This window comes from Aeromonas sp. CA23 (assembly GCF_002587065.1).
In the GTDB taxonomy this organism is placed as follows: domain Bacteria; phylum Pseudomonadota; class Gammaproteobacteria; order Enterobacterales; family Aeromonadaceae; genus Aeromonas; species Aeromonas bestiarum.
Genome location: NZ_CP023818.1, coordinates 3,741,427 through 3,755,979 on the forward strand (window position 1 = coordinate 3,741,427; position 14,553 = coordinate 3,755,979).

At 60.0% G+C, this 14,553-nt stretch carries 16 protein-coding genes; 11 read left to right on the top strand and 5 right to left on the bottom strand.

Going from position 1 to position 14,553, the window contains the following annotated elements:
* Nucleotides 1–104: 104 nt before the first annotated feature.
* Together CK910_RS17315 and CK910_RS17320 are read left to right on the top strand one after the other, a co-directional pair.
* Nucleotides 105–1,361, top strand: coding sequence for an outer membrane protein transport protein (locus tag CK910_RS17315; RefSeq protein ID WP_098984129.1), 1,257 nt, complete (start codon nucleotides 105–107; stop codon nucleotides 1,359–1,361).
* Between the two features lie 129 nt (nucleotides 1,362–1,490).
* Complete coding sequence (locus CK910_RS17320) at nucleotides 1,491–2,714, top strand: EAL and HDOD domain-containing protein (RefSeq protein WP_098984130.1); 1,224 nt, start codon at nucleotides 1,491–1,493, stop codon at nucleotides 2,712–2,714.
* Here CK910_RS17320 and CK910_RS17325 read toward each other — a convergent pair.
* Nucleotides 2,711–3,874, bottom strand: coding sequence for a thiolase family protein (locus CK910_RS17325; protein WP_098984131.1), 1,164 nt, complete (start codon nucleotides 3,872–3,874; stop codon nucleotides 2,711–2,713). The genes CK910_RS17320 and CK910_RS17325 overlap by 4 nt on opposite strands.
* Nucleotides 3,875–4,007: 133 nt before the next feature.
* Between CK910_RS17325 and CK910_RS17330 the strand changes: the two genes are divergently transcribed.
* A complete protein-coding gene (locus CK910_RS17330) occupies nucleotides 4,008–4,403 on the top strand; it encodes a MerR family transcriptional regulator (RefSeq protein ID WP_043137723.1) in 396 nt (131 codons plus the stop codon).
* 196 nt (nucleotides 4,404–4,599) lie between these two features.
* Here the strand turns inward: CK910_RS17330 and CK910_RS17335 are convergent, their stop codons facing one another.
* Nucleotides 4,600–5,844 (bottom strand): dicarboxylate/amino acid:cation symporter, encoded by a 1,245-nt coding sequence (locus CK910_RS17335; RefSeq protein ID WP_098984132.1) that lies wholly within the window; start codon nucleotides 5,842–5,844, stop codon nucleotides 4,600–4,602.
* A 269-nt stretch (nucleotides 5,845–6,113) separates the two neighbouring features.
* On the opposite strand from CK910_RS17335, the gene ppnP reads away from it, so the two are divergent.
* The 3 genes from ppnP (at nucleotide 6,114) to CK910_RS17355 (ending at nucleotide 9,638) form a co-directional block, all read left to right on the top strand.
* Nucleotides 6,114–6,398 carry a pyrimidine/purine nucleoside phosphorylase gene (gene ppnP, locus CK910_RS17340; RefSeq protein WP_172955351.1) on the top strand — a complete coding sequence of 95 codons (285 nt, stop codon included), beginning with the start codon at nucleotides 6,114–6,116 and terminating at the stop codon, nucleotides 6,396–6,398.
* Between the two features lie 210 nt (nucleotides 6,399–6,608).
* Complete coding sequence (locus CK910_RS17345; RefSeq protein ID WP_065402345.1) at nucleotides 6,609–7,991, top strand: L-serine ammonia-lyase; 1,383 nt, start codon at nucleotides 6,609–6,611, stop codon at nucleotides 7,989–7,991.
* Between the two features lie 276 nt (nucleotides 7,992–8,267).
* Nucleotides 8,268–9,638: an L-serine ammonia-lyase gene (locus CK910_RS17355; RefSeq protein ID WP_043138795.1), complete on the top strand. Its 1,371-nt coding sequence runs from the start codon at nucleotides 8,268–8,270 to the stop codon at nucleotides 9,636–9,638.
* A gap of 175 nt (nucleotides 9,639–9,813) precedes the next feature.
* Here the strand turns inward: CK910_RS17355 and CK910_RS17360 are convergent, their stop codons facing one another.
* Both CK910_RS17360 and CK910_RS17365 read right to left on the bottom strand, forming a co-directional pair.
* Nucleotides 9,814–10,773: a lytic murein transglycosylase gene (locus CK910_RS17360; protein WP_098984134.1), complete on the bottom strand. Its 960-nt coding sequence runs from the start codon at nucleotides 10,771–10,773 to the stop codon at nucleotides 9,814–9,816.
* A complete protein-coding gene (locus CK910_RS17365) occupies nucleotides 10,773–11,051 on the bottom strand; it encodes a YcgL domain-containing protein (RefSeq protein ID WP_043138797.1) in 279 nt (92 codons plus the stop codon). The genes CK910_RS17360 and CK910_RS17365 overlap by 1 nt, the downstream gene beginning before the upstream one ends.
* A gap of 107 nt (nucleotides 11,052–11,158) precedes the next feature.
* Here CK910_RS17365 and minC point away from each other — a divergent pair, with 107 nt between their 5' ends.
* From minC to mtgA, 5 genes are all read left to right on the top strand, one after another.
* On the top strand, nucleotides 11,159–11,875 hold the full coding sequence (gene minC, locus CK910_RS17370) for a septum site-determining protein MinC (protein WP_043138799.1): 717 nt from the start codon (nucleotides 11,159–11,161) through the stop codon (nucleotides 11,873–11,875).
* Between the two features lie 18 nt (nucleotides 11,876–11,893).
* Nucleotides 11,894–12,706, top strand: a complete 813-nt coding sequence (gene minD, locus CK910_RS17375) for a septum site-determining protein MinD (protein ID WP_098984135.1) — start codon at nucleotides 11,894–11,896, stop codon at nucleotides 12,704–12,706.
* A 2-nt stretch (nucleotides 12,707–12,708) separates the two neighbouring features.
* Nucleotides 12,709–12,975, top strand: a complete 267-nt coding sequence (gene minE / locus CK910_RS17380; protein WP_005311265.1) for a cell division topological specificity factor MinE — start codon at nucleotides 12,709–12,711, stop codon at nucleotides 12,973–12,975.
* A gap of 195 nt (nucleotides 12,976–13,170) precedes the next feature.
* Complete coding sequence (locus CK910_RS17385; RefSeq protein WP_041205707.1) at nucleotides 13,171–13,497, top strand: HI1450 family dsDNA-mimic protein; 327 nt, start codon at nucleotides 13,171–13,173, stop codon at nucleotides 13,495–13,497.
* 53 nt (nucleotides 13,498–13,550) lie between these two features.
* Nucleotides 13,551–14,258, top strand: coding sequence for a monofunctional biosynthetic peptidoglycan transglycosylase (mtgA, locus tag CK910_RS17390; RefSeq protein ID WP_098985143.1), 708 nt, complete (start codon nucleotides 13,551–13,553; stop codon nucleotides 14,256–14,258).
* A gap of 71 nt (nucleotides 14,259–14,329) precedes the next feature.
* Here mtgA and CK910_RS23845 read toward each other — a convergent pair whose 3' ends face one another.
* The gene (locus CK910_RS23845) at nucleotides 14,330–14,530 is read right to left on the bottom strand and encodes a hypothetical protein (RefSeq protein ID WP_157774640.1); all 201 of its coding nucleotides are present in this window, start codon (nucleotides 14,528–14,530) and stop codon (nucleotides 14,330–14,332) included.
* Between the last annotated feature and the right edge of the window lie 23 nt (nucleotides 14,531–14,553).

Genomic DNA, 14,553 nt, shown 5'->3' on the forward strand with positions numbered 1-14,553 from the left:
TCCCCACGGCTCCCCTGCCGTTGCCTTACTGGTCATACCATATAAAATCCTGCACCCAACCATAAGACAGATTGAACGCCGAGTTCACTTTCAAGGACCATTCAATGCACTCCATCATGAAGCCGTCTCTCATCGCCCTGCTGGTGCTGTCAAGCCAGGCCCAGGCGGCAGGTTTCCAGCTGGCTGAACAATCCGCCACCGGCATGGGCCGCGCCTTCGCAGGCGAGGCCGCCATCGCCGACAATGCCAGCGTGCTCTCCCGCAACGCCGCCGCCATGACCCGTTTCGATCGCATGGCCTTCTCCGGCGGCTTCATCTATGTGCGCCCCGATGTCAACATCGAAGGGATCACCCGGGTGCCCACCGCCATGGGACCCGTCACGCTGGATGCGAGTGCCCACGACATTGCCGATGATGCCTGGGTACCGAATGCCTATCTGATAGTGCCGCTCAACGACCAGTGGCGACTGGGGCTGGCGGCAACCTCCTACTACGGCCTCGGCGTCGAGATGCCGGACAATTACAATGCCGGTCACTTCGGCAATGTCTCCGACATCAAGACCCTGGATCTGGGGGCCTCGCTGGCCTATCGCATCAACCGTGCCTGGTCCGTCGGTGCCGGCCTCTCCGCCATTCAGGGGGAAGGAGAAGTGGGCGGTACCTTCCCCTCCAACAACAAGATCGCCAAGCACCTGAAGGGAGATGGCTGGGCCATGGGCTGGAACCTGGGCACCCTGCTGGAGCTGTCTGATGCGACGCGTATCGGCCTCTCCTACCGCCACGACGTGACCCTGAAGCTTTCTGGCGATGCCATCGGCATCGATCAAAATGGTCAGCCCTTTACCGATACCGGCAGCCTGGAACTGCCCCTGCCCGCCACCGCCGAACTGGCGCTGTTTCACCAGCTGACACCCAGCCTGGCGCTGCATTCAAGCATCAACTGGACCAACTGGAGCAAGTTCGTGCAGCTCGAATCCGAGCTCGACCACCACGGTGTCATGCATATCAAGGACGAGCACTGGGAAGACAGCTGGCGCTACGCCCTGGGCCTGACCTATCAGCTGGCGCCGCAATGGCAACTGCGCTCCGGCCTGGCCTATGACCGCAGTCCGGTGCCGGCGGATCGCCGCACCATCTCCATCCCTGACTCTGATCGGGTCTGGTACAGCGCCGGGGTGGGTTACCAGATCGACCGCAACCTCTCGCTGGATCTGGGCCTGACCCTGATCGATGGCAAGAAGGTGGATGTGACCGAAACCATGCAGCTGAAACCCGGGATCCCGCAGACTACTTCCACCTTCCAGGGTACCTCGGAAGGGGATGCCTGGCTGGCTGGCCTGCAGTTGAATTACCTCTTCTAGTCCAAGCCGGGGCAGATCCTCCTCCCATACAAGCACTATGCCAGTTATTGACCGTTTCCGGCCCGGCAGCACTGGCATAGTGCGCATCTTCACAATAAAATCAATCCAGTACCCACACTGGAGAGATGCATGTATTCATACGTAGCAAGGCAGCCCATCCTGGATCGGGAGTTGAATACCCACGCCTATGAGCTGCTGTTTCGCGACAGTCTGAATAATGTCTTTCCGGTGATCTCCTCTCAACAAGCCACAGCCAGACTGGTGGTCGAGCAGTTCCTGCAACAGAACATAGATCAGCTGCTCGGTGGCCGTCCCTGCTTCATCAACTTCCCCCACTCCCTGTTGCTGGAGGGGCTGGCCGAGTGCCTGCCACAAGAAAAGGTGGTGATCGAGATCCTAGAGGATGCCGATCCCGATGATGCCCTGCTGGCCAAGGTGCAGCAGTTGCATGAGCTGGGTTATCAGCTGGCGCTGGACGACTTCACCATGTCGGACGAGTGGGAGCGCTTCCTGCCCTATATCCACATCATCAAGTTCGATCTGCGCGCCACCTCACTGTTGCGGATCAAGATGTTCATCCAGCAGCATAAACATCTGAAGCTCACCTATCTGGCGGAGAAGGTGGAAGACAAGGCGGAGTTCGAGCGGGCAAAACGGCTCGGTATCGATCTGTTCCAGGGCTTCTTCTTCAGCCGGCCCGAGATGGTGAAACAGGCCACCATGGAGCCCGCCCAGGTGGTGGTGATGCAACTGCTCAACGTGGTCAATCAGGAGGAACCCGACCTCAATCGCATCGAGCAACTGCTGAGTCAGGACATCTCCCTGTCGCTCAAGCTGCTGCGTTACGTCAACCACCTGAAGAGCCACGCCAACCCCATCTCCTCCTTTCGCCAGGCCGCCGTCTATCTTGGCCACGCCCAGCTCAAACGCTTCGTGACCCTGGTTGCCGCCACCAGTGCGGGCCATGGCAAGAGCGCCGAGCTCTATCAGATGTCCATGATCCGGGCCCGTTTCTGCGAGCTGCTGGCCCACGCCCATGCCCCTACCCAGCAGGCACAGCAAGCCTTCATCACAGGCTTGTTCTCGCTGCTGGATGTGCTGATGGAACAGCCGATGGACAAGCTGCTCGGCACCATTCCCCTGATCGAGGAGATCCGGGTCGCCCTGCTGGAACGCAAGGGCAACCTGGGGTTTTATCTCTCGTTCTGTGAGGATTATGAGAGTGCGAACTGGCAGCGCATCACCGCCAGAACGGCCCGGCTCGGGCTCAATGAAGAGAAGGTCAGTCAGCTCTATCTGGCCGCCACGGCCTGGGTCAACCAGCAACTCCAGGCCATGGCGGACACGGATTAACCCAGCTCGAGGGCAACCGCCGTCGCCTCTCCCCCACCGATACACAGGCTAGCCACTCCCCGTTTCAGGCCGCGCGCGCGCAACGCATGAATGAGGGTGACCAGGATCCGGGCACCGCTCGCCCCCAGGGGATGACCCAGCGCGCAGGCCCCGCCGTTCACGTTCACCTTGTCATGGGGCAGCTTGCAGCCCGCCATCGCCAGCAGGCTGACCATGGCAAACGCCTCATTGATCTCGAACAGGTCCACCTCTTCCACTCGCCAGCCCACCTTGTCCAGCAGGCAGTGGATGGCACCGACCGGTGCACTGGTAAACTCGGCAGGCGCTGCGGCATGGCTCTGATAACCCACCAGATGGGCCAGCACCGGCAGGCCCAGTTGCGCCGCCGTCTCGGCCCGCATCAGGATCAACGCCGCCGCCCCATCCGAGATGGAGCTGGCGTTGGCCGCCGTGATGGTGCCGGTCTTGCTGAATGCCGGTTTCAGATGGGGGATCTTCTCGGGCCTGGCCTTGGCAGGCTGTTCATCCTCGGCGAGCAGCAGGGTATCCCCGGCCATCACGGGCGCCAGCTCGGCCTTGAAGGCGCCACTCTGCTGCGCCGCCAGGGCCCGCTCGAGCGAGGCGATGGCAAAAGCGTCCATGTCGGCGCGGGTCAGTCCGGCGCGATCGGCGCTCAGCTGGGCATAGTGGCCCATCAGCTGGCCTTCATAGGCATCCTGCAAGCCATCGAGGAACATGTGATCGAGCACGCTCTGATGCCCCATCCGAAAACCGCTGCGCGCCTTGTCGAGCAGATAGGGCGCGCGACTCATGCTCTCCATCCCTCCGGCGATCACTATGTTAGTGTCACCGAGGCGCAAGCCGTCTGCCGCCAGCATCACCGCCTTCATGCCGGAGCCACACACCTTGTTGACCGTGGTGCAGGGCACGCTGTCCGGCAAGCCGGCCTTCAGCACGGCTTGACGGGCGGGCGCCTGCCCCACCCCGGCGCTGAGCACATTGCCCAGATAGGCTTCATCGACTTGATCGCCTCTGAGCCCGGCCTGCGCCATGGCGGCGGCGATGGCACAAGCACCCAGCTCGGGGGCAGTCTGGTTGGCCAGGGCCCCCTGAAAGGCCCCCATGGGGGTACGTTTGGCCGCAACAATCACTATATCCATCAATTGCACTCTCCTTGTTACATAGACATAACATATGCTGCCACCGCAGCAGGAACAAGACTTGCGGGGCAGTTGACGTTTGGGTAAGGTGCCAGCCTGCATTGACAACCAAGATGGCAGCCAAGACAGCCGTATGACCAAATCCAAGGATGACACGCGGACCTACAGCATCAGCGAACTGGCCCGTGAATTTGATGTTACGACCCGAAGTATTCGTTTTTATGAAGATCAGGGACTTTTGAATCCGGCCCGTCAGGGACAGACCCGGATCTACAGTCGTCAGGACAGAGTGCGGCTCAAGCTGACCCTGCGCGGCAAGCGCCTCGGCTTCAGCCTGGCGGATATCCGTGATCTGTTCGATCTCTACGATGCGGACAAGAGCAGCCGAACCCAGCTGCAGACCATGCTGGGACTGGTGGCCGACAAGCGGGAGATGCTGGAGCAGCAGCTGGAAGACATCAAGATGGTGCTGCTGGAACTCGACGCCGCCGAGCAGCGTTGCCAGCAGGCACTGACCCAACTGCGATGAGTCCCTGTCAGCCGTCATAAAGAGAGGGGCCCGCAGGCCCCGCTGGAACTCGATGCCGCCGAGCAGCGTTGCCAGCAGGCGCTGGGCCAGCTGACCCCCTGAGTCGGCAAGGGAGGGGCGACAATCCCGGCCCGATGAAAATAAAAAGAGGGAGGCTTGCGCCTCCCTCTTGTCATTCATGGCAGTGAGCCTGCTCTCAGGCTTCCTTGCTCCAGCGATCCGGATCGTAATCCGGGCTGTAGCGGTCGACGATAATGGCGCAGGCCGCATCTCCCGTGATGTTCAGGGCGGTACGGATCATGTCGAACAGGCGATCCAGTGCAAACAGCAGCGGCAAGCCCTCGATTGGGATCCCGGCAGCCAGCAGCACGGCCACCACCAGGAAGCTCGGGCCCGGCACACCGGCCTGACCAATGGCCCCCAGGGTCGCGGTCACTATGATGGCGGCCCAGGCACCCATGGAGAGATCTATGTTGTAGACCTGGGCGAAGAAGATGGCGACCAGACCGTAATAGATGGCGTTGCCGCTCATGTTGATGGTGGCGCCAAGCGGCAGCACGAAGGACGCCGTGGCGTTGGTCACCTTCAAATCCTGCTCGCAGGTTTCCATGTTGACCGGCAGGGTCGCCATGGAAGAAGCGGTAGAGAAGGCGACGATCTGCGGTTTCTTCATCGCCGACAGGTACTTGCGCACCGGGGTGTTGGAGAAGATCGCGATCAGCAGCGGATAGACCACGAAGGCGAAGATCAGGATGGCGGCCAGATAGACCAGGAACAGCTTGAGCACCAGGGTCAGCACGTCGAAGCCGTAGGTACCTATGGCCTCGGCCATCAGACCGAACACCCCGAGCGGTGCTATCAACATCACCTTGTTGATCATCCAGACGAAGGCATCCACCAGGGTGTTGAGCCCGTCCACCAGCGGCTTGGCGCGCTCGCGAGGCTGCTTGGCCAGCGCGATGCCGAGGAACATGCAGAACACCAGGATCTGCAAAATATTGGCCTCGTTCAGTGCCTGGAACACGTTGGTCGGGATCATGCCGAGCAGGGTCGACACCGCATCCGGCAAGGCGCCCTTGTCGGCGTAGTCACCGGAGAACATGGAGGCCATGGAGCCAAACTCGACCCCGACGCCCGGTTTGAAGATTTGCCCCATGACCAGCGCCAGCAGCACGGCCAGCGCAGAGGTACCGAGGAAGAAGATCAGGGTGGTGACCCCTATCTTGCCCGCCGCCGGGCTGGCGCCCAGGTTGGCCGCACCCGACAGTATGGCGACGGCCACCAGCGGGATCACCAGCATCTTGATCAGCTGGATAAAGAGGGTGCCGAGCGGCGCAAAAACGGTGGCTTGTTCACCCATGAACGCCCCCACCAGTGCTCCCAGCACCATGGCTACCACCACCTGGAAGCCAACGTTCTTGATGAGTCCTTTTGTTAACACAGAATGTTCCTTTAATTAGCAGATATTCACACTTTCCCAGTGCAATTAACCAGACAGGGGAAGAACCTCTGTTCATTCCCCTGAGCGCGCGCTTTATCTCATATTTATCTGCTGTTTTAAATCGCCGGATCGTTAACGGGAGTTATTGATAAGTTTGCAACAAAGTGTTGATTCAAAAGGGTCATGGCGATTTTTGCCGCTTTGTTCATGACAACTGGCAAAACATTGTGCTACTTTTGCTGTGCAAACATGCATACAGGGATGAAAACATGCTGAAAATTAACGAATATTTTGACGGAAATGTAAAATCCATCGCTTTCGAGCAAAAAGGCGACAAAGCCACAGTCGGTGTGATGGATGCGGGCGACTACCAGTTCAATACCGCCGCCCCCGAGCGGATGACTGTGGTCAAGGGAGCCCTCACCATACAGCTGGCCGATGAAGATGAATGGCATACCTACAGCCAGGGCCAATCCTTCGACGTGGCGGGCCACTCCTCCTTCAAGCTGGAGGTGAAGACCCCCACCGCCTATCTGTGCGAGTTCCTCGACTGAGCGACCGAACACAGATGAGTGGCTGAACAGTGCCGGGGAGCGAGCCCAAGTCTCGCTCCTTCTCTTTGATGTCCACGCTCATTCCAACCTTTATTGCCCGCTGCCAGCCACTCATTTGTATGCCGCCATCACACGCCTCAGCTTCCCCGCTTTCCATCGACTACAAAAAAATTACAATGTTTAGACAAAACCCATAATCGGAGTGGTGTCATGATCAGTGTCTTCGACCTGTTTTCCATCGGGATCGGCCCTTCTTCTTCCCACACAGTGGGGCCGATGCGGGCCTCCTGCGCCTTTGTCAAAGAGCTCAAGCGGCAGGATCTGCTACCCAGGATCGAACGGGTAGAAGTGGAGTGCTACGGCTCCCTCGGTCAGACCGGCAAGGGTCACGGCACCGGCAAGGCCATCATTCTGGGGCTGGCCGGCTTTGAACCGGAATCGGTGGACATAGAGGCCATTCCCGCCTTCCTCGGCGAGGTGGATCGCAACCAGTCGCTGCTGCTGGCCGGCGAGCAGCCATGCCAGTTCGCCCGCAGCGGCGCCATCATCTTCAATCGCCGCAAGACACTGCCCGCCCACTCCAACGGCATGACGCTGCGGGCCTTCGCCAGCGGCGCCCTGCTGTTCGAGCAGACCTACTACTCGGTCGGTGGCGGCTTCATCATAGAAGAGAGCCACTTCGCCAACGCCAAGGAAGAGGCGGCCCGCTTCGATGCCGCCCACCCCATTCCCTACCCGTTCGAGAGCGGCGCCCAGCTGCTGGCCCACTGTCAGGAGAGCGGTCTCTCCATCTCGGGGCTCATGCTGGCCAACGAGAAGGTGTTTCGCAGCGAACAGGAGATAAAAGCGGGACTGCGCAAGATCTGGCAGGCGATGCAGGCCTGTGTCGAGCGCGGCTGTCGCAGTGAGGGTGTGCTGCCCGGCGGCCTCAAAGTGAAACGCCGGGCTCCGGCCCTCCACCGTCAGCTCAGTTGCGAGACCAACTTCAACAAGGATCCCCTGATGGTGATCGAGTGGGTGGACCTGTTTGCGCTGGCCGTCAACGAAGAGAACGCCGCCGGAGGCCGGGTGGTGACAGCCCCCACCAACGGCGCCGCCGGCATCATTCCCGCCGTGCTGCACTACTATGATCGCTTCGTGCGCAAGGTGGATGATGAGCTGCTGCTGAGCTACTTCCTCACCGCCGCCGCCATCGGCATCCTATATAAGAAGAACGCCTCGCTGTCGGGGGCCGAAGTGGGCTGCCAGGGGGAAGTGGGTGTCGCCTGCTCCATGGCCGCCGGCGCCCTGACCGAGATCCTGGGGGGCAGCCCCGCCATCGTCGAGAATGCCGCCGAGATAGGCATGGAGCACAACCTGGGCCTCACCTGCGACCCTGTGGGCGGGCTGGTGCAGGTGCCCTGCATAGAGCGCAACGCCATGGGCGCGGTCAAGGCCATCAATGCCGCCCGCCTGGCCTTGCGCGGCACGGGCGAGCACAAGGTATCCCTGGACAAGGTGATCAAGACCATGTGGGAAACCGGCAACGACATGAAGACCAAGTACAAGGAAACCGCCCGCGGCGGCCTGGCGGTTAACATTACAGAATGTTAAAAACAGCCAATTGACTCCACTTTGTCCCCCTATACCCGGCCTGGCCGGGTATTTTTATGGGCAAACGCTTAACAAAATGGATAAGCATCAAAATAAATTTTATACTCGCGTCTCTGATTCAACAAAAATAGATCTATTTCAACTTTTTTTAGGCTTTGAACCGTTACACTGCGGTTATCTGGTTCATTGACCTCGGCGACGACGCCCTCGTCCCATGGATCACCCCGTTTCTGCGAGTGGGCATGGCGCCCCCTTCTATCCTGAGGTAATTGTTACATGATCAGCGTTTTTGATATCTTCAAAATCGGTGTTGGCCCCTCCTCTTCCCACACTGTCGGCCCGATGAAGGCTGCCAAACAGTTCGTGGATGAACTGCGTGCAGGCGGCAAGATCCGTGACATCACCCGGATCCAGGTCGATGTCTACGGCTCACTCTCCTGGACCGGTAAAGGTCATCACACCGATACCGCTATCATCATGGGTCTGGCGGGTAACCTGCCGGAAAACGTCGATATCGACGCCATCCCTGAATTCATCTCCCGCGTAGAGCAGACCGGCCGCCTGCCGATCGGCCTGCACTGCCACACCGTCAGCTTCCCGCGCGATGCCATGGTATTCCATGACGAAGCCCTGCCGCTGCACGAGAACGGCATGAAGCTGACCGCGCTGGTCGAAGATCAGGCCGTCTACAGCAAGACCTACTACTCCATCGGTGGTGGTTTCATCGTCGACGAAGAGAACTTCGGCAAGGCCGACAGCGGCGACATGTCCGTCAGCTACCCGTTCAAGAGCGCGGCTGAGCTGATCGCCCACTGCAGCCAGACCGGCCTCTCCATCTCCACCCTGATGCTGGAGAACGAGAAGTGCTTCAACACCCCGGAAGAGATCTACAAGAAGCTCGGCAAGATCTGGAACACAATGCGCGAAGGGATCGAGCGTGGTTGCCGCACCGAAGGTGTGCTGGCCGGCCCGCTGCGTGTGCCCCGTCGTGCGGCGCCCCTCTACCGTCAGCTGACCACCAACGAGAATCTCTCCAACGATCCGATGAACATCATCGACTGGGTGAACATGTTTGCCCTGGCGGTGAGTGAAGAGAACGCCGCCGGTGGCCGCGTGGTAACCGCCCCGACCAACGGCGCCGCCGGCATCATCCCGGCCGTGCTGGCCTACTACGACAAGTTCATCCAGCCAGTGGGTCGCGACGAGTACACCCGTTTCTATCTGGCCGCCGGTGCCGTGGGCATGCTCTACAAGATGAATGCCTCCATCTCGGGTGCCGAAGTGGGTTGCCAGGGTGAAGTGGGTGTCTCCTGCTCCATGGCCGCCGCGGGTCTGACCGAACTGATGGGCGGCAGCCCGGAGCACGTGTGTGAAGCCGCCGAAATCGGCATGGAGCACAACCTGGGTCTGACCTGTGATCCGGTTGCCGGCCAGGTGCAGGTGCCCTGCATCGAGCGCAACGCCATCGCGGCCATGAAGGCGGTCAACGCCTCCCGCATGGCCCTGCGTCGCACCTCCAAGCCGCGCGTCTCCCTGGACAAGGTCATCGAAACCATGTACATCACCGGCAAGGACATGGACTCCAAGTACCGTGAAACCTCCCGTGGTGGCCTGGCCATCAAGGTGATGCAGGTTGCCTGCGAATAAGCAGCATTTGCAAGAAATACAAAAAGGCGGGAATTCCCGCCTTTTTTTTGCCCGTTATTTCGATTGTCCCGCCTGACTCATCACCCCTGCTCATCCCATATTCCCGTGCCCCATGCACCTCTCCAGATAAACACAGCGTTCAACACGTCACCCGAGTCGCCCGGCGCTGCGCCGGTTATTCCACGATGCGATCGGCCAGGGTGCCCACCGCCACCACAAAATAGTGGGAGCGATTCCAGTGGCGCAATACCAGATAGTTGGGATAAGCTAGATAGGCGCGGCCCTTGGCATCATCGGGGCGTACCAGGGAGGCCTGCATCTCGACCCTGGGCAAGGGTGAGCCGTCGCGCTGACGTACGCCGAGAGCCTGCCACGCCGACAGCAGTCGGGTCTGCTCCAGTCCGAGCAGGGCGGGATCCAGCCCCTCGGGCACCTTGACCTGGCGTCCCCAGGTTTCATCCCCGTGCCAGCCATTCTGCTGCAGATAATTGGCTGCCGAACCAAACACATCCGCCAGATTGCCCCACAAGTCCTTCTTGCCGTCCCCATCCTGATCGACCGCGTATTTGAGGAAGGAAGAGGGCATGAACTGCACCTGCCCCATGGCGCCGGCCCAGGAGCCCTTGAAGGCGGCGGGGGTCACATGCCCCTGCTCTATGATGCGCAGCGCATCCAGCAGCTGACCCTTGAAAAAGTCCTCCCGCCGACCATCCCAGGCCAGGGTCGCCAGCGAGGAGATCAGCGGATATGTGCCGGTCAATTTACCGAAATTGGTTTCTATGCCCCACAAGGCGACAATAAATCGGGGTTGCACGTCATATTCCGCCCCTATTTTTGTGAGCAGCGGCAAATGCTGACGATATAAGGCCTTGGCCTGATTGACTTTCCATTGCGGAACCGCGCGGGGAATATAGCTGTCCAGCGTCAGTTTAAATTCTGGCTGGTTTTTATCGTGCTTGATGGCGGGCTCTATGACCCTAATATCGGCAAAGGCGGCCGCCACGGTTTCGGGCTTGATCCCGGCGGCCAGAGCCTGCTGTTTGAGTCCAGTGACATAGGTGTCAAAATCGGGGCTGGCCTGCAAGGGGGCACTTAACAGCCCGCTCAATAATAACAGTGCCAGCCGACCCTTCATCAGCCCGAGGCCTTTAATTGTGCCTTGTGCTGCTCCAGCAAATTTTCCGGCGGCGGTGGCACCTGCAGATAGAAGCCCTGGCTTTTCAGCGCCTCCATCACCCGGCTGGTCGAGGCGATCCCCAAGGGCCTGGCTGGGTCCAGCTTGGTCATCAATACCAGCTCGGGGCGACCAAATGTACTCATCAGCACCTCGGGTACACGGGAAAAATCCTCTCTTCTTTCAACAAAAAGATAGGTCTCGGCTTTTTTGCGACTTTTATAGACTGCACATAACATGGAAATTGATATAATCCGACGGGTTTATTGCCTCTGATGGTGGCAAACTATAACATCAGGAATTGAATAACAATAACGGATTACCGTCTCTGTCTCGGGGAAGATTCATGGTTGAGCGCGATAACGAATTGAAAGGGACCACCTTCACTATTTCTGTGTTGCATATCAGCGATGGCAAGCCTGAGCGGATCCGCCAGCTGCTGGCGGCAAAGGTCGCCCAGGCACCCCAGTTTTTTAATTGTGCCCCCCTCGTCATCAATGTGGAACGACTGACGGATATTCCTGACTTCGAACAGCTCAAGGAGCTGGTGGAGTCGGAGGATTTCGTGCTGGTCGGGATCACGGGGACACAAAACGAGGCGATGAAGACGGCCGCCAAGGCGGCGGGTCTGGCGGTGATGGCGTCCGGCAAGAGCCGCAAGGCCGAGCTTCCGCCGGAAAAAGCGCCAATCCCGGCGCCCGTGGTCGAGGTCAAAGCCGCCCCGGCGCCTCTGGTGCCGAGCAAGGTACACGTGGGCCCGGTGCGTTCCGGTCAGCAGCTCTATGCCGCCGGCACCTCGCTGGTGATACTGGGCTCGGTGAGCCCGGGCGCCGAAGTCATCGCCGACGACAGCATTCATATCTATGGCACCCTGCGCGGCAGGGCCATAGCCGGTGCCAAAGGCAACACCCAGGCACGGATCTATTGCCAGCAATTACAGGCCGAGCTGCTATCCATCGCAGGCACGTTCCAACTGAGCGATGCGCTGCCGGCCGGCCTGATACAACAGCCGGTACATGTCCGGCTGGATAACGAACAACTCCGAATAGACCATATCAAATAGAGTTACAAGGAAGCGAGAATGGCGCGAATCATAGTCGTTACATCGGGTAAAGGTGGCGTTGGCAAGACCACAACCAGCGCGGCCCTGAGCACAGGTTTGGCTCAGCGTGGCCACAAGACTGTGGTCATCGATTTTGACATTGGCCTGAGGAATCTGGATCTCATCATGGGCTGCGAGCGGCGCGTGGTGTATGACTTCGTCAATGTGATCAACGGTGAGGCCAACCTCAATCAGGCCCTCATCAAGGACAAGCGCAGCGAGAATCTGTTCATCCTGCCGGCCTCCCAGACCCGGGACAAGGACGCCCTGACCCGTGAAGGGGTCGAGAAGATCCTGGATCAGCTGGCGGAGATGAAGTTCGATTACATCGTCTGCGACTCGCCAGCCGGGATCGAAGCGGGTGCCCTGATGGCGCTCTACTTTGCCGACGAGGCCATCGTCACCACCAACCCGGAAGTCTCTTCCGTGCGTGACTCGGATCGCATCCTCGGCATCCTGGCCTCCAAGTCCCGTCGTGCCGAGCGCGGCGAAGACCCGATCAAGGAGCACCTGCTGCTCACTCGCTACTGCCCGACCCGCGTCAGCCGTGGCGACATGCTGAGCGTGCAGGATGTGCAGGAGATCCTGGCCATCAAGCTGCTCGGGGTGATCCCGGAGTCCCAGGCTGTGCTGCGCGCCTCCAACTCGGGGGAGCCGGTCATTCTGGACAAGGAGTCCGATGCCGGTCAGGCCTATGAGGATGCCGTTGCCCGTCTGCTGGGCGACACCAAGGATTTTCGTTTTCTGGAAGAAGAAAAGAAGGGCTTCTTTAGCCGACTGTTCGGGAGTTAAACATGTCATTATTGGATTATTTTCGTTCCAACAAGAAACAAAACACCGCACAACTGGCCAAAGAGCGGTTGCAGATCATAGTCGCACACGAGCGTTCGTCCAGAGGGGGGCCGGATTACCTGCCCCAGCTCAAACAGGACCTGCTCGACGTGATCCGCAAATATGTGCAGATAGACCCTGACAAGATCACGGTCCAGCTGGACAAGAAGAGTGATGAGCTGTCGGTGCTGGAGCTCAATATCACCTTCGCCGACGACAAGAAGGGATGAGCTGACGCCCCATGCGTGACCCTTTCCCTCAATGAAGACCGGATCCTGTAGCAGGATCCGGTTTTTTATTGTCACAAACGGGGCCGACTCGCGGAGCCGGATCTCGCCAAGGGAGCGGGGGCCAGCTAGAATACCGCGCGCCACCGTCCGGCATCGCTGGCGGGGCTTCTCTTTTTTATTATCTGGAACAGACCAATGTCTTTGAACGACGAAATGCACAGCGTCGAGGAACTGCTCGACACCGCCCTCGAACTCTTCATGGAGCTGGCCTCCGACAACCTGCCGGAGCAGGAGATAGCCCTGTTCAACCAGGCGTTCAACGATCGGGGTCTGCTGGCGGAAACCGATCCGGCCGATGACTGGGAAGCGGACGTGGGTTTTGCCGTGAGCGATGCCGAGTACGCCGAGATCTGGGTCGGGCTTGGCAATGCCGAGCAAGAGTATGAGCACCTGTTTGCCCGCATGCTGCTCTCCCGCCGTGTTGACGAGAAGTTCTGCCACATCGAATGGCTGCCCCAATAATTCCGGATCCCGATGATCCTGGCCAGTATGTCTGGGAACCCGAGCCCGACCCCGTGCGACCGGCGCTGAAACGCCGCCTGCTGGGCTGGCTCGGCAAGCTGCTGCTGGCAGCGCTGGTCAGCTCCATCGTCTCGGTGGCGCTGCTGCGCTTTATCGATCCCCCCATGTGGACCTGGCGCATCGAGCGGGCCCTGTTTCCGCCCGCCAAGGTGACCGAGGTCAAGCATGACTGGGTGCCGCTCGAGCGCATTTCGCGGGAGCTGCAGCTGGCGGTGATCGCCGCCGAGGATCAGCGCTTCCCCGATCATAACGGCTTCGACATGAATGCCATCAGCTCGGCGCTCAAGCACAACCAGCGCAGCGAGCGGGTGCGGGGTGCCAGCACCCTCAGCCAGCAGACGGCCAAGAACCTCTTCATGTGGAGCGATCGCAGCTTCTTGCGCAAGGGGATCGAGGCCTGGTTCACCCTGCTGATGGAGCTGGGCTGGGACAAGTCCCGCATCCTCGAGGTCTATCTCAATATCGTGGAGTTCGGTCCCGGCATCTATGGCGCCGAAGCCGCCGCCAGGCACTATTTTGGCAAACCGGCCGCCCGCCTGACCCGCTATGAGGCTTCTCTGCTCGCCGCCGCCCTGCCCAATCCCTGGCGCTATCGGGTCAAGCCGCCCTCCCCTTATGTGCAGCAGCGCTCGGCCTGGATCCGCCGCCAGATGGGGCAGCTGGGTCAGGTCACCCTCAACAGGGTGCATCAGGCCGACTAAGGCATTCGGGCTCGGTGGGCGATGCTCAAGCCTGTGGGCTCGAGGCCCTCCCTCTCCCAGATCACAGCAGATCAATCAGAGCCCGATGGATAGGTCTCGGCCGGCGGGCCCAGATGACCGCCTACCGTGCCCTGGTGCAGCGGCAGATAGTGCCACCACCAGGTCTCCCGCCGTCGCTTGATCTGCTGTCGCCGCACCCGCCGCTTCATGGCCTCACTCCTGTGAACAGGGCCCGGGCTCAGCCAGCCCGGGTTAACCGCCTCTTCAACCATACCTCCTGCCCGCTTCGTTGGAC

Excerpts from the sequence above, each read along its gene's own strand:
- CK910_RS17315 (WP_098984129.1), top strand. The coding sequence starts at position 105 with ATGCACTCCATCATGAAGCCGTCTCTCATCGCCCTGCTGGTGCTGTCA.
- CK910_RS17320 (WP_098984130.1), top strand. The coding sequence starts at position 1,491 with ATGTATTCATACGTAGCAAGGCAGCCCATCCTGGATCGGGAGTTGAAT.
- CK910_RS17325 (WP_098984131.1), bottom strand. The coding sequence starts at position 3,874 with ATGGATATAGTGATTGTTGCGGCCAAACGTACCCCCATGGGGGCCTTT.
- CK910_RS17330 (WP_043137723.1), top strand. The coding sequence starts at position 4,008 with ATGACCAAATCCAAGGATGACACGCGGACCTACAGCATCAGCGAACTG.
- ppnP (WP_172955351.1), top strand. The coding sequence starts at position 6,114 with ATGCTGAAAATTAACGAATATTTTGACGGAAATGTAAAATCCATCGCT.
- CK910_RS17345 (WP_065402345.1), top strand. The coding sequence starts at position 6,609 with ATGATCAGTGTCTTCGACCTGTTTTCCATCGGGATCGGCCCTTCTTCT.
- CK910_RS17355 (WP_043138795.1), top strand. The coding sequence starts at position 8,268 with ATGATCAGCGTTTTTGATATCTTCAAAATCGGTGTTGGCCCCTCCTCT.
- CK910_RS17360 (WP_098984134.1), bottom strand. The coding sequence starts at position 10,773 with ATGAAGGGTCGGCTGGCACTGTTATTATTGAGCGGGCTGTTAAGTGCC.
- CK910_RS17365 (WP_043138797.1), bottom strand. The coding sequence starts at position 11,051 with ATGTTATGTGCAGTCTATAAAAGTCGCAAAAAAGCCGAGACCTATCTT.
- minC (WP_043138799.1), top strand. The coding sequence starts at position 11,159 with ATGGTTGAGCGCGATAACGAATTGAAAGGGACCACCTTCACTATTTCT.
- minD (WP_098984135.1), top strand. The coding sequence starts at position 11,894 with ATGGCGCGAATCATAGTCGTTACATCGGGTAAAGGTGGCGTTGGCAAG.
- minE (WP_005311265.1), top strand. The coding sequence starts at position 12,709 with ATGTCATTATTGGATTATTTTCGTTCCAACAAGAAACAAAACACCGCA.
- CK910_RS17385 (WP_041205707.1), top strand. The coding sequence starts at position 13,171 with ATGTCTTTGAACGACGAAATGCACAGCGTCGAGGAACTGCTCGACACC.
- CK910_RS23845 (WP_157774640.1), bottom strand. The coding sequence starts at position 14,530 with ATGGTTGAAGAGGCGGTTAACCCGGGCTGGCTGAGCCCGGGCCCTGTT.